This is a genomic window from Salinivibrio costicola subsp. alcaliphilus, assembly GCF_001996185.1.
In the GTDB taxonomy this organism is placed as follows: domain Bacteria; phylum Pseudomonadota; class Gammaproteobacteria; order Enterobacterales; family Vibrionaceae; genus Salinivibrio; species Salinivibrio costicola.
The window spans coordinates 60,546-74,984 of the sequence record NZ_MUFR01000016.1 but is presented as its reverse complement, the minus strand read 5'-3'; the positions used below and the strand labels follow the sequence as shown (position 1 = coordinate 74,984).

General features: G+C 50.8%; 7 protein-coding genes, 1 tRNA gene, 1 rRNA gene and 1 riboswitch. Of the genes, 5 read left to right on the top strand and 4 right to left on the bottom strand.

Annotation, left to right across the window (positions count from 1 at the left end; translation table 11 throughout):
- Window positions 1-228 precede the first annotated feature (228 nt).
- The 3 genes from BZJ21_RS07450 to metA all read left to right on the top strand — a co-directional run bounded on the left by BZJ21_RS07450 (window position 229) and on the right by metA (window position 1,628).
- Window positions 229-304, top strand: a tRNA-Thr gene (locus BZJ21_RS07450).
- 7 nt (window positions 305-311) lie between these two features.
- Window positions 312-427 (top strand): 5S ribosomal RNA (gene rrf, locus BZJ21_RS07445).
- A 253-nt stretch (window positions 428-680) separates the two neighbouring features.
- Window positions 681-1,628, top strand: coding sequence for a homoserine O-acetyltransferase MetA (gene metA / locus BZJ21_RS07440; protein ID WP_021022714.1), 948 nt, complete (start codon window positions 681-683; stop codon window positions 1,626-1,628).
- Between the two features lie 40 nt (window positions 1,629-1,668).
- Here metA and BZJ21_RS07435 read toward each other — a convergent pair whose 3' ends face one another.
- The gene (locus BZJ21_RS07435) at window positions 1,669-2,961 is read right to left on the bottom strand and encodes a cation:proton antiporter (RefSeq protein WP_021022713.1); all 1,293 of its coding nucleotides are present in this window, start codon (window positions 2,959-2,961) and stop codon (window positions 1,669-1,671) included.
- 182 nt (window positions 2,962-3,143) lie between these two features.
- On the opposite strand from BZJ21_RS07435, the gene metH reads away from it, so the two are divergent.
- Entirely contained in the window at window positions 3,144-6,803 is a 3,660-nt protein-coding gene (gene metH, locus BZJ21_RS07430; protein WP_077669463.1) for a methionine synthase, read from the top strand.
- 38 nt (window positions 6,804-6,841) lie between these two features.
- Here metH and lysC read toward each other — a convergent pair whose 3' ends face one another.
- Window positions 6,842-8,221, bottom strand: a complete 1,380-nt coding sequence (lysC, locus tag BZJ21_RS07425; protein WP_077669462.1) for a lysine-sensitive aspartokinase 3 — start codon at window positions 8,219-8,221, stop codon at window positions 6,842-6,844.
- A gap of 97 nt (window positions 8,222-8,318) precedes the next feature.
- A riboswitch (Lysine riboswitch) is annotated at window positions 8,319-8,506 on the bottom strand.
- Window positions 8,507-8,703: 197 nt separating this feature from the next.
- Between lysC and BZJ21_RS07420 the strand changes: the two genes are divergently transcribed.
- Window positions 8,704-9,837 (top strand): pyridoxal-phosphate-dependent aminotransferase family protein, encoded by a 1,134-nt coding sequence (locus BZJ21_RS07420; RefSeq protein ID WP_077577322.1) that lies wholly within the window; start codon window positions 8,704-8,706, stop codon window positions 9,835-9,837.
- Here BZJ21_RS07420 and BZJ21_RS07415 read toward each other — a convergent pair.
- On the bottom strand, window positions 9,834-11,504 hold the full coding sequence (locus BZJ21_RS07415) for a Wzy polymerase domain-containing protein (RefSeq protein WP_077669461.1): 1,671 nt from the start codon (window positions 11,502-11,504) through the stop codon (window positions 9,834-9,836). The two genes, BZJ21_RS07420 and BZJ21_RS07415, sit on opposite strands and share 4 nt — an antisense overlap.
- On the bottom strand, window positions 11,504-14,329 hold the full coding sequence (gene uvrA / locus BZJ21_RS07410) for an excinuclease ABC subunit UvrA (RefSeq protein ID WP_077669460.1): 2,826 nt from the start codon (window positions 14,327-14,329) through the stop codon (window positions 11,504-11,506). The genes BZJ21_RS07415 and uvrA overlap by 1 nt, the downstream gene beginning before the upstream one ends.
- Window positions 14,330-14,439 lie beyond the last annotated feature (110 nt).

Sequence of the window (14,439 nt, the reverse complement as noted above, 5' to 3'; positions counted from 1 at the left end):
GCCAGGCTCTCATTGCTTATCTTGTTGATAGCTCGATGCTTTTGATATCTGCGATGCTCATGTATTGGCATACACTGCGCGTCTCGATTCAAAATCCTCTTCGCATCAAACAAGATAATCTAATTAGAGCTTAATATTGGGCTTTAGTTAGCAAACATTTAAGCATCAAAGCAATTAAGTGTAAGACTTTGATGGCAAAACACCGAGTAAAACGTTGATAACGATTTTGCTGATATAGCTCAGTTGGTAGAGCGCACCCTTGGTAAGGGTGAGGTCGGCAGTTCAAATCTGCCTATCAGCACCAGAATTTTCTTGGCGGCCATAGCGTAACGGCACCACCTGAACCCATGCCGAACTCAGAAGTGAAACGTTGCTGCGCCGATGGTAGTGTGGGGTCTCCCCATGTGAGAGTAGGTCACTGCCAAGAGCTTATTTTAAGCCCTCCGCATTCGCGGAGGGTTTTTTCGTTTATAGTGTTTTTTAAAATACTTCATTCCTTTCTTATATCCCCCGACTGCCCCATTTTTATCTCACCTTTTTGTTTGGTGTTGTTACCCTTTCACTATTCTTACTTATTCGGGCATCTCTGGGCGTTGATTATTGCTTGAGCTTCATGGGTCTCTGGGGTATGTTATTAGATATCTGGACGTCTAAACATCTTAAATCTTCAGGAGGCAGTGATGCCGATAAAAATCCCGGATCAGCTCCCCGCCACCAATATTTTGCGTCGAGAAAACATTTTCGTTATGTCGCAGACGCGTGCGGTGAGCCAAAACATTCGCCCATTGAAGGTGTTGTTACTCAACTTAATGCCCAAAAAAATTGAGACCGAGACGCAATTTATGCGCTTGCTCTCTAATAGCCCTTTACAGGTTGATGTCGAGCTTTTACGTATTGATAACCGACCCAGTAAAAACACGCCAACGGAACACTTAGACACCTTCTATCGCCAGTTTGAAGCCGTGCGTGAACGCAACTTTGATGGTCTTATCGTCACCGGGGCACCATTGGGCTTGGTGCAGTTTGAAGATGTGATTTACTGGGAGCATTTGCAAGATGTGATGAATTGGGCGCATCAGCATGTTACGTCTACCCTTTACGTTTGCTGGGCGGCTCAAGCGGGTTTAAAGCTTCTTTACGATTTACCCAAAAAAACGCGCAAAGAGAAGTTATCTGGCGTCTATCAGCACCAGGTAAATGAAGCACTGGCTACGCATCCTTTATTGCGGGGGTTTGATGATAGCTTTCTCGCCCCTCACTCGCGGTACGCTGACTTTTCACCAAGCTTTCTTGACGAACACACGGATCTCGATATTCTCGCCACCTCAGCACAAGCGGGCACTTACTTGGCGGCGACCAAGGATAAACGTAATGTGTTTGTCACAGGTCATCCCGAATATGACTCACATACGCTGCATCATGAATACCATCGCGATCTTGAAGAAGGGATGGAGCCTGTCGTCCCGATTAACTATTATCCTGATGATGATCCGTCTCAACCCCCCTATGTGAGTTGGCGGAGTCATGGGCACTTACTCTTTGCCAATTGGTTGAACTATTGTGTCTATCAGCTGACGCCGTTTAATCTGGCTGAATTTTCACAATCTAACTTTACGCTCGACGAATAGAAAAAAGGCGCCTAATTGGCGCCTTGTTGAGAAAGAGTGTTTATACACGGGGATTATCGATTTTCTCTTGAGCGGCATTGGCTTTATCAACCATTCCTGTCATGGTCGATCCTTGTACGAGAATAGAGAAAACCACCACCGCATAAGTCATGATTAAAATCAGTTCACGGACGTCGATATTCTTCTCAGGGACGACCATGACACCAGCCGGCACTGCCATGGCCATGGCAAGGGCTAAGCCACCTCTTAGGCCTCCCCAACTCAAAATACGAACGGCCCAAGGGTTGTATTGACGAAATCGATTGAAGCCGAAATAGCAGGCTTTCACACTGAGATAACGGGCGAACAGTACAACGGGTACAACTGCGGCCATAATGATCCAGTCTTCCTTATGGAAGCTAATCTGTAATAGGCTGACCCCGATCAACAAGAACAGTAAACTATTCAAAAACTCATCGACCAATTCCCAAAAATGGTCCAGATGATCCTCACTCTCTTTGGAGAAGCCAATAAAGCGAGTCCAGTTACCGATCATAATGCCAGATACTACCATCGCCAGTGGCCCGGAAACATGCAACATATCGGCGAGCACATACCCCGCGCTAGGAATAGCCAATGTCAGTAGCAGTTCCATGGAATGGTCATTGGTCGCGCAGATCAAACGGTGAAACAGGTAACCCAATATCAGACCGTATAAAATCCCACCGATAGCTTCTTGTAAGAACAATGCGATCGTACCACCGAGTGTCGGCTCGCTGTCGCCAAACGCCAAGGTAAAAAGCGTCACGAAAATAACAATCCCGACCCCGTCGTTAAACAGTGACTCTCCCTCGATTTGGGTGGTGATCCGCCTAGGTGCCTGTAGCCGCTTAACAATGGCCAACACCGCGATAGGATCGGTTGGAGAAATCAGCGCCCCAAACAATAAACAATAGATAAAATCAAAAGGAATGCCGATCAGTTGGAAGACGCCCCAAATACCGGCACCAACCAGCGAGACAGAGACCAACAGGCCGCCGAGAACGAGGGTGGTGATTTCCCATTTTTGATCAGAGAAATGGGGAAGCTTGACACCAATACCGCCCGCAAATAAAAGGAAACCGAGTACGCCTTTGAGTAAAAAGGCATCAAAGTGGATATCGGTCAATATTTGCTCCGCCATCGCCTTTAACGGAATGGCTTGGTATTGACCGGCGATCACGATCAAAAGAGAAAGGAGTAGAGAGCTTGCAGTGATCGCGATAGTCGTTTGTACTCGGCTGATTTTACTATTAATAAAGGCGATAAAGATGGCAGCAGCAGCCATGAAACTGAGGATTGCGTAGGTAGACATGCAGCTTCCTAGTACGACGAGGAATGAAAGAGTTACAAAATATTAATAGAAATTGCACTCAAAACGAACAGCTGAATTGAAATAGATCAAAATTAATCGATATTTATAGACGTCTAGATTTCCAAAATGGCTGTGGTAGGATAAAACTATCGCAATCAGGATGGTGATATCACGGGGTAAGAATGGATCGATTAACACAGCGTCTCTCTAAGTGTATTTTGGTGATCGATGGTGGTATGGGCACCATGATCCAAGGCTTAGGACTCGGCGAAGCCGATTACCGCGGCGCACGCTTTAAAGACTGGCATTGTGATGTGAAAGGTAACAATGACCTTTTGGTACTGACGCAGCCTGAAAAAATAGCAGCGTTACACAGCGACTATCTGGCCGCGGGCGCGGACATCATAGAAACCAATACGTTCAACGCGACCCAGATAGCCATGGCCGATTACGACATGCAGGCCATCAGTGCGGAGATAAATTTAGCTGCTGCGCGTCTTGCTCGCGACGTGGCTGACCACTGGACGGCGAAAACCCCAGAAAAACCACGCTTTGTTGCTGGGGTTCTCGGACCCACGAATCGCACTTGCTCTATCTCTCCAGATGTGAACGATCCTGGCTTTCGTAATGTCACCTTTGATCAATTGGTTGAGGGGTATGCGGAGTCCACTGAGGCGTTGATGGATGGTGGTGTTGATCTCATCATGTTGGAAACCATCTTTGATACCTTGAACGCGAAAGCCTGTGCCTTTGCTGTTGAAAAAGTCTTTGATGCCCGAGGTGTGCGCTTACCCATTATGATCTCTGGCACCATCACCGATGCGTCTGGTCGTACGCTCTCTGGGCAAACCACCGCGGCGTTTTATCACTCTTTACGCCACGTCGAACCGCTTTCTTTTGGTTTGAACTGTGCGCTGGGGCCAACCGAATTGCGTCAGTACGTCAAAGAGCTCAGTGAGATCTGCGAAGGATTTGTTTCGGTCCATCCCAATGCCGGTTTACCTAATGCGTTTGGCGAATACGATCTCTCGCCTGAAGACATGGCAAAACATATCGACGAATGGGCCGCTTCTGGCTTTATTAACTTGGTGGGTGGGTGCTGTGGTACCACGCCCGAGCATATTCAAGCGATCAGCGAAGTGGTGGCGAAACATACCCCTCGTGCGCGCCCCTCTCAGTCTGTGGCATGTCGACTATCAGGGCTAGAACCGCTGACTATTAATGCTGAAAGCCTGTTCGTGAACGTGGGGGAGCGCACCAATGTCACTGGGTCGGCGCGTTTTAAGCGTTTAATCGTCGAAGAACAATACGACGAAGCGCTTGAGGTGGCGTTACAGCAAGTGGAAAACGGGGCGCAAATCATCGATATCAATATGGATGAGGGCATGCTGGATGCACAGCAAGCCATGGTACGTTTTCTCAATCTGTGTGCGGCTGAGCCCGATATTGCTCGGGTACCGGTGATGATTGACTCCTCAAAGTGGGAGATCATTGAAGCCGGACTGAAGTGTATCCAAGGTAAAGGGATTGTGAACTCCATTTCTCTTAAAGAGGGGGAAGCCGCGTTTATTCAACAAGCCCACTTAGTCCGTCGATACGGTGCCGCTGTGATTGTGATGGCGTTTGATGAGCAAGGCCAGGCTGATACTCGTGAACGTAAAGTCGAGATTTGCGAGCGCGCGTATCACCTGCTGGTTGATCAAGTCGGCTTCCCGCCGGAAGACATTATCTTTGATCCTAATATCTTCGCGGTGGCCACTGGCATTGATGAGCATAATAACTACGCGGTCGACTTCATCAACGCGGTCGCAGATATCAAACAAACCCTGCCGCATGCCATGATTTCAGGTGGCGTGTCTAACGTGTCTTTTTCGTTTCGCGGAAACAACCCAGTGCGTGAGGCGATCCATGCGGTGTTTCTCTACCATTGCATAAAAAACGGTATGGACATGGGCATCGTCAATGCCGGCCAGTTAGCCATTTATGATGATTTGCCTGAATCGCTGCGTCTGGCGGTGGAAGATGTGGTGCTTAACAAAGACGATGGTGCCACGGAACGTTTACTGGCGTTGGCGGATAGCTACCGCGACCGCGGTGAAAACGAAGTGGCAGAAACCGCGGAGTGGCGCAGTTGGCCAGTGGATAAACGGCTTGAACATGCACTGGTTAAAGGCATTACCGAATTTATTGTTGAAGATACTGAGCTAGCTCGAGCGGCGGCGAGTAAACCGTTGGAAGTGATAGAAGGCCCACTAATGGCGGGCATGAATGTGGTGGGAGACTTATTTGGCGAAGGTAAGATGTTCCTGCCGCAAGTGGTGAAGTCGGCGCGGGTGATGAAACAAGCCGTGGCCTATCTTGAACCTTACATCAACGCTGAAAAGCAACAAGGGCAGACCAATGGCAAGATCTTACTTGCCACCGTAAAAGGCGACGTGCATGACATTGGCAAAAACATTGTCGGCGTGGTGCTGCAATGCAATAACTTCGAGATTATTGATCTCGGCGTGATGGTGCCGACCGATAAAATCCTGTCAGTGGCGCGCGAGGAGCAAGTCGACATTATTGGTTTGTCAGGCCTTATCACGCCGTCGTTGGATGAAATGGTGAATGTCGCCAAAGAAATGGAACGGCAAGGGTTTGATATTCCGCTGTTGATTGGTGGTGCGACGACGTCCAAAGCGCATACCGCGGTGAAAATAGAGCAGCACTACCAGGCTCCTGTGGTGTATGTGTCGAATGCGTCACGTGCCGTTGGCGTTTGTGCATCGCTATTATCGCCGGCTCAATATCCGGACTTTGTGGCGCGCTTACAAAAAGAGTATCTGTCAGTACGAGAACAGCACCAACGCAAGACACCCCGCACTCCGCCTGTCACCCTGGACGCGGCAAGGGCAAACAAATGGCAAACCGATTGGGCCCATTATACGCCGCCCCAGCCGGCGAGGCCGGGCGTCCATGTTTACGATGATGTCTCGATAGCGACATTACGTCAGTATATCGATTGGACCCCTTTCTTTATGACCTGGTCCCTGAGCGGCAAATTCCCGGCGATTTTAGACCATGAGCTGGTGGGTGAAGAAGCACGCCGTTTGTATGAAGACGCTAATGGTTGGCTCGACCGGTTTGAGCACGAAGGCTTGATCGCCGCAAAAGGAGTGTGTGGCGTCTTTCCTGCCAATAGCTTTGAGGATGATATCGAGGTGTATATCGACGCATCACGGCAAACGGTGGGCACGGTACTGAACCATTTACGTCAGCAAACCAAAAAGCCACGTGGCGCCAATTATTGCTTGTCGGACTTTATCGCGCCGAAGAGCAGTGGTCAGCCTGATTGGATTGGTGCGTTTGCGGTGACAGGCGGCATTGGCGAGTATGCCTTGGCGGAAAGTTATAAAGTTGCAGGGGATGATTACAACGCGATCATGATCCAAGCGGTCGCCGATCGATTAGCAGAAGCCTTTGCAGAATACCTGCACCAGCAAATTCGGATCTCATTGTGGGGCTATGCGCCCAATGAGACGCTCGATAACGATGCCTTGATCCGGGAGCAATACCAAGGGATCCGGCCGGCTCCGGGTTATGCTGCCTGCCCTGAGCACAGCGAGAAAGGAAAAATTTGGCAGTTGCTCTCGGTAGAAGCGCATACGGGCATGACACTCACCGAAAGCTATGCCATGTGGCCAGGCGCATCTGTGTCGGGGTGGTACTTCTCACATCCTGAATCACGCTACTTTGCGGTGGCTAAGATTCAAGATGATCAACGTGACAGTTATGCGGCGCGCAAAGGGTGGAGCAGCAAAGACGCGGAAAAATGGCTCGGGCCAAACTTAAACGCCTAATGAAAAAAGACCAGCACATCACATGTGCTGGCCTTTTTTTACTCAAATAAGTCAGCGTGTAACCGCTGTACGACATGGGTCGCGTCGTGATCGTCGACCACCATACAGACATTGTGATTGCTGGCACCATAGCAAATCATGCGCAGCTTATATTGAGCAAGCGCACTAAATACCGGCGCTGTCGCGCCCGGTGTGTGATTCATCTCGTTACCGATCAGCGCAACAACCGCTAGATTCGCACAGATCTCTACCTGACATAACTGCGTGAGCTCGGCGATGGCAGCCTCCGGCAGCTGCGGTGCGTCACCCTGGGTATGAGTTTGATCCAGCGTCAGAGAGACACTGACCTCCGAGGTCGTGATTAAGTCGACTGAGATTTCAAAGCGCGCCAAGATCTCAAACACCTTGGCCAAAAAACCACAAGCATGAAACATGTTTAAGCTGGTCAGTGTCACCATGGTCTGGTTGCGCCTGAGAGCCACGGCACGAAACAGCGGCGCTGAGTGCGCTTGCTCACGGATCCAGGTACCGCCTTGTTCGGGGGCTCTCGCCGCGCCGACAAATACCGGGATATGCTGGCGTACCGCGGGCACTAACGTCGATGGATGGAGGATCTTGGCACCAAAGGTAGCCATTTCCGAAGCTTCGCTAAAGCTAATTTCACTAATCGGACGAGCACGATCAGTCACCCGTGGATCGGTGGTATAAATCCCGGGGACATCGGTCCAGATGGCCAAACTTTCTGCTCCGATCGCCTCGGCGAATAACGCGGCACTGTAGTCACTGCCGCCACGGCCTAAGGTGGTGGTATGCCCGTTCGCATCAGCACCGATAAACCCTTGCGTGACTACTAAATGCGTCGCTAAGCGGGGGAGTAATTGGTTCTGGCACTGAATCTTGGTTTGTTGTCGATCCGGTTGGGCACAGCCGAAGTGACTATCGGTGCGTAATAACGCTCGCGCATCGGCCCTCACCGTGGCCATGCCTCGGCTATTGAGCAAGTGAGTAAAAATATAGGTTGAGATGAGCTCACCACAAGCGACCAACGCATCCGTTAACGCTGTACTGGGAGCAGATGCTGCGGTATTTGCATAGTCGGCAATCGTTTGGTGCCAGTCATCGACTGCTGTTTGCGTGTCCTGGCAAGCGGGAAGCGCGTTTAATATCGCTTGATGGATAGCGGTGATGGCAACCAGTTTGTCTTGACGGACTTGTGGGTCGTTGATCCCTTGTGCCAGTGCAACCAAGTGATTGGTGACGCCTGCGCACGCACTGATCACCACAAAGCGGGTATGTGGGTTTTGCTCGATCACATCGGCGCTTTGCTGCATGGCATCGATAGTGCCAACGCTCGTCCCGCCAAACTTAGCGACCGAAATCGGTGGTAATGGGTTCACGTCCTTTTCCCCTTTCATCATACAAATGGGTCTTAATTCATTATGGGGAACATCAGAAGTCACATCGTGACCGCGGTAGAGACCGCAAAAAAGAAGGAAGAGCAAACGGCAGGCATGGACTGCCAGAAGCGCTCCACCTGTCTTCCTGTAGGGATGACAAGTGACAGCCTGAAGGATTCAGCCTCCTAGGCCGGCAGCGTTTCGCCCCCAAGCTTACGCCACCTCGGCATTGTCTCCCCTGATTATCATACCTTGGAGTGGGGCTCCGCATGATAACTGCCTGAGAAATGCACCTCTTCTGCATGTTCAGTCCCGGGTTGGTTATCCCGTGAACAGCATTTACATTACGGGCGAGATGACAGGGTGTCAACTGCCTTTTGGTCACGATCAATGCCTTGGCAAAATTGTCCAGCGATCACACAGTTCACGTGCCAGGCAATAGGGATATGGCGAAAAAATATGCTATAACGGTCATCTGTGTGTACCAACAACAAGGAAAGGTTATGGCACGTTCAATTTCCGAGATTCAATCTTTTCAGCCCGTGGCTCGCACGTTAATGGGCCCGGGCCCCTCTGATATTTATCCTGCAGTGCTACAGGCACTCAGCCGTCCGACTGTCGGACATCTTGACCCTTTGTTTATCGCGATGATGGATGAAGTCAAACAACTGCTTCAATATGCGTTTCAAACCGACAACCCTTTTACCCTGGCGATTTCGGCACCAGGCAGTGCCGGGATGGAAGCTTGCTTTGTCAACTTAGTTGAACCGGGTGAAAAAGTGATTGTCTGTCGCAATGGTGTGTTTGGCGATCGTATGCGGGAAAATGTCGAGCGTTGCGGCGCGACAGCAGTGATGGTCGACGATGCCTGGGGTGCGCCTGTTAGTCCAGAAAAAGTTGAGGCTGCGTTAAAAGCCCATCCGGATGCCAGCACGCTTGCGTTTGTCCATGCTGAAACCTCAACCGGCGCTTGTTCGGATGCGCAAACACTGGCGAGATTGGCGCGGGAGCACGGTTGCTTAACCATTGTCGACGCCGTGACTTCACTCGGTGGCGTGCCATTGAAAGTCGATGAGTGGCAGCTCGATGCCGTGTATTCCGGTAGCCAAAAATGTTTGTCATGTGTCCCTGGCTTATCGCCTGTCACCTTCTCACCGCGTGCTGTGGCTAAAATGCAATCGCGAACCCACAAGGTACAAAGTTGGTTTCTCGATCAAAGCCTGGTGCTTGGTTATTGGAGCGGAGAAGGGAAACGCAGCTATCACCATACCGCGCCGGTCAATAGTTTGTATGCCTTGCATGAGTCTTTATTGCGGCTCTATCAAGAAGGGCTTGAGCATGCATGGCAACGTCATCAAGACATGCATCAACACCTCAAAGCAGGGCTGGATGAGCTCGGTATCACTTTTGTGGTTGATCAGCCTTACCGTTTGCCGCAGCTTAACGCGGTCACTATTCCGGATGGCGTGGACGATGCGGCAGTACGTCAGCACCTGCTCACGACCTATAATCTCGAAATTGGTGCCGGCTTGGGCGATCTCGCCGGTAAAGCGTGGCGCATTGGCTTAATGGGCTACGGGGCACGGCATGAGAATGTGGCGCTGTGTCTGAAAGCGTTAGAAAACGCGTTACGTTAAGGCGTTAAGGTATCGGGCAAGGTATGGCGAGTGGTCCATACTTTGCTTGCTTGCGGGTATAAATAGCGCGCTTCTTGTTGAATATCGCGTGCGCGTTGATGATCACCAATTTGTAACGCAACCTGATACGCATGCTGATAGCCCGAAAAGCGTGGGCGTTGCGCGACTTGACGCAGTAAATCATCCAAATGCTGGTGGCGTGCTACGTCAGATAAGTGCGCCAAATTCGCTTGAAAGTGACGGTCTTGTTGCGCGCGGTGCAGTTTTTGCTGCCACCATGGGTGTTGCTGATACAAGGTAAAACGCTGCGAACTTAATAAGGAATCACGCAGATAGCGATTGGCGAGGTAAACGGATGACAAGCTCAGTAAGGTGACGAGCACCAGCGCCATGATCACACTACGGCTCGCGACACGCTGACTATAACGGTGTGAAAACACGGGATAACGACAATATCGACCGGTTAAGTTGTCTAACCAATATAACCAAATCAATAACAATACCCCGTTAAACCACTGTGTGCCACTGGCTGGATAAATCATCAGGCCGGTCAGTGGTGGCAATACTAAGGCGATCAATATTCTACGTGTTCCTGACGGTGCACGTAGAATACGAAGTGTTAGCGCGGCCAACACCACAAGATAGCCGCAGGCGATAACGAGCCCCCCTTCAAGGAGCCACAGGATTAAAGCACTGGGTAACGTCACCGGGCCGGAATGATTCGGTTGTGAGGCAGACAGTAATAGCAACGTTGACTGACCATTGCCCATGCCCACTCCAAAAAATGGCGTCATTTGCCATTGCTGCCACGCCAGCATCAGTGCGCGCTGATCGTCGGCGGTGAGCCAGTGCCAGTTGTCTTGACCACTGAGACCAAATACCGCCAAAAATGCCCCTGCCGAGATAGCGATCATCCACATACGATGCTGGCGTCGCGAGGCAAACCGGGCTAAATACACTTGTTGTAAGCCAATCGCACACAGGGCGAATAGCAACAGTAAGGGTTGCTCTTGCATCGCCAATATCGGAATCAACACAAGAGGTGTTAACGCGAGTAAGCCTTGGCTAACCGGGTGACGATATCGACCACTGGGCTCTCTGGCCAAAATGTAGGCGGCGAGCGTGACTCCGGTTAACAATAAGGTGTGAGTCACGGCTGGAGGGAGGTGAGGGACCCATTGATCAAACATAAAGGGTGCCATGCCCGGCGGAGGCTGGTTCCCTAATACCGACAATACCGCTAACCAGGAGGCCAACAATAAGACGGCCAGTAGTTTTTGTCGTTGGGCGTGATTAAAAATAAACTGCTGTAGGGCTGAGAAAAAACCAAAGCTTAGCGCTAAAACGATGAGCGCATAGCCACTATTGTGGCCCAGTGCCTGCGGATAAAAATAGGGCATCATCGCCAAGCCGGTCGCAAGTGCCAATGTGCCGGTCAGCCGAGTGGCTCGCCATGTGTGTTGACGGATAACCTCCAAACTGGCGAACCCAAGCGCAAATGCCAAGGTGAGTAATGATAGCGCCGCCGCCGGGTGACGTATGCCTACCAGCGGCAGAGCAACCGAGTAAAGAGGCAGACAAATCAGCCACAATACCGTTAAGGTCACCAAAAAGGGCACCGTCAACGGCTTGCGTATGACACGACTAGGCGGCAGCACTAACGTCATTATCGCTCCAACATTGGCTTGAGGAAGTGGGCCGTGTGGCTGCCGACCACATCGATAATCGATTCCGGTGTGCCTTGGGCGATAATTTCACCCCCGCCATTGCCGCCCTCAGGCCCCAGATCGATGATCCAGTCGGCCGTCTTGATCACATCTAAATTATGTTCAATAACCACAATAGTATTCCCTTGCTCACGTAGGCGGTGGAGAACATTGAGCAGTTGTTGAATATCATGAAAGTGTAACCCTGTGGTTGGCTCATCAAGAATATATAAGGTCTTACCGGTATCGCGTTTGGACAGCTCTCGCGCTAACTTCACCCGTTGCGCTTCACCGCCAGACAAGGTCGTCGCCGCTTGGCCTAGGCGCACATAGCTCAAGCCAACATCCATCAAGGTTTGCAGCTTACGCTTAATGGCTGGCACTGCATCAAAGAATTCACGCGCGTCTTCCACTGTCATTGCCAGGACTTCATCGATGGTTTTGCCTTTATAGCGTACTTCAAGTGTCTCGCGGTTGTAGCGTTTGCCCTTACACACATCACAAGGGACATACACATCCGGCAAAAAGTGCATTTCTACTTTGATGACCCCATCGCCTTGACAGGCCTCACAGCGGCCACCGCGTACGTTAAAACTAAAGCGACCCACCTTGTAGCCTCGTGCCCGTGCTTCTTGTGTGCCGGCAAACAGTTCACGAATCGGGGTAAAGATCCCAGTGTAAGTGGCGGGGTTTGAACGCGGCGTACGGCCAATGGGGCTTTGATCGATGTCGATAACCTTATCAAAGTGTCCTAGGCCATCAATCTCGGCATACGGCGCAGGATCCGCGGTCGTGGCACCGTTTAATTGCTGGTGGGCGACTTTAAAGAAGGTATCGTTGATGAGGGTTGATTTTCCAGATCCCGACACGCCCGTAACACAAGTGAGTAAGCCGACAGGTAAGTGCAGGTCCACATTTTTGAGGTTATTTCCGGTTGCACCTTTGAGCGTCAACATCTTGTTGGGATCGCGCGGTATCCGTTGTGCTGGCACCGCAATCGCTTGTTTGCCAGAAAGATACTGCCCGGTAAGTGAATGCTCACTGGCAAGAATATCGTCAAGGCTGCCTTCTGCCACGATCTCGCCGCCGTGCGCGCCCGCCCCTGGGCCTATATCGATAATGTAATCCGCGGCACGAATAGCGTCTTCATCATGTTCAACCACCATCACGGTATTGCCCAGATCGCGCAAGTGCTCCAAGGTATCCAGTAAGCGCGCGTTATCTCGTTGATGCAAGCCAATCGATGGTTCATCCAATACGTACATCACACCGACAAGGCCAGCACCAATTTGACTGGCGAGTCGAATGCGTTGGGCTTCTCCCCCGGATAAGGTATCGGCGCTACGTGACAAGTTAAGGTAATTGAGCCCGACATTGACCAAAAAGCGTAACCTGTCATGGATTTCTTTCATCACCTTTTCGGCGATTTTTGCACGTTGGCCGCTAAGCGACAGTTGTTCAAAGAAATCGAGCGCCTGCTGAATGCTGAGCTCACAAATTTCTGGCAGGTTACGGTTATCGATAAAAACATGTCGAGCTTCTTGACGTAAACGCGATCCACCGCAGCTGGCGCAGGGCTTAGTGGCAATATATTTGGCGAGTTCGTCGCGCACCGCATTAGACTCGGTATCGCGATAACGTCGCTCCATATTATTGAGGATCCCCTCAAACGGATGCTTACGTACGCGAATATCGCCACGATCGTTGACGTATTTAAACCCGATCTCTTTCGGCCCAGACCCATATAAAAGTATATCTTGCATGGTGCCGGAGAGATCTTGCCAGGGCGTTTCCAGATCAAAACCGTAATGCTCAGACAGTGAACGCAGCATTTGGAAGTAATAAAAGTTACGACGATCCCAGCCTCGGATCGCACCACCTGCGAGACTGACCGCAGGGTTTTGAATCACGCGTTTGCGATCAAAGTACTGCTGAACGCCTAACCCGTCACAGGTGCCACACGCACCGGCGGGATTATTAAATGAGAACAAGCGAGGCTCTAGCTCTTGCATGCTGTAACCACAATGGGGGCAGGCAAAGTTAGCAGAAAAAATGATTTCTTCACCGTCGCCGTCCATCCAGCTGATGACCGCACTGCCACCCGTGAGTTCGAGCGCGGTTTCAAAGGATTCAGCTAAACGTTGTTGTTGATCGTCGCGTACTTTAAATCGGTCAACCACCACTTCGATGGTGTGTTTTTTTTGCAGCTCCAGCGTGGGTGGATCGGACAGATCACACACCTCGCCGTTGATCCGCGCACGAATAAACCCTTGAGCAGCGAGGTTTTCAAGTGTTTTTACATGCTCACCTTTTCGGTTTTTGATAATCGGTGCCAGCAGCATTAATTTACTGCCTTCAGGCAGGGCCAACACTTTATCTACCATTTGGCTAATGGTTTGTGCCGCTAGGGTGACATCATGGGTGGGGCAGCGTGGCTCTCCCACTCGGGCGTACAGCAAACGCAGATAGTCATAGACTTCAGTGATGGTGCCAACGGTGGAGCGGGGATTATGTGATGTCGACTTTTGCTCAATCGAGATGGCGGGTGACAGCCCTTCGATATGGTCAACATCGGGTTTTTCCATCAAGGATAAAAATTGACGCGCATACGATGATAAAGACTCAACATAGCGACGTTGACCTTCGGCATACAAGGTATCGAAAGCGAGTGATGACTTCCCTGAGCCAGACAGGCCGGTGATGACAATTAGCTTATCACGGGGGATGGTCACGTTAATATTTTTGAGGTTGTGCGTACGCGCGCCTCTGACGTCGATATTGTCCATTATTATCCTACTACTCAATCAGCTCACTGGTTGGTCGTTGAGTATCGCACAGACACGACCATGACCAAACAAAAAGGCTGTATATTTACACAGCCTTTGCTCGTATCGAA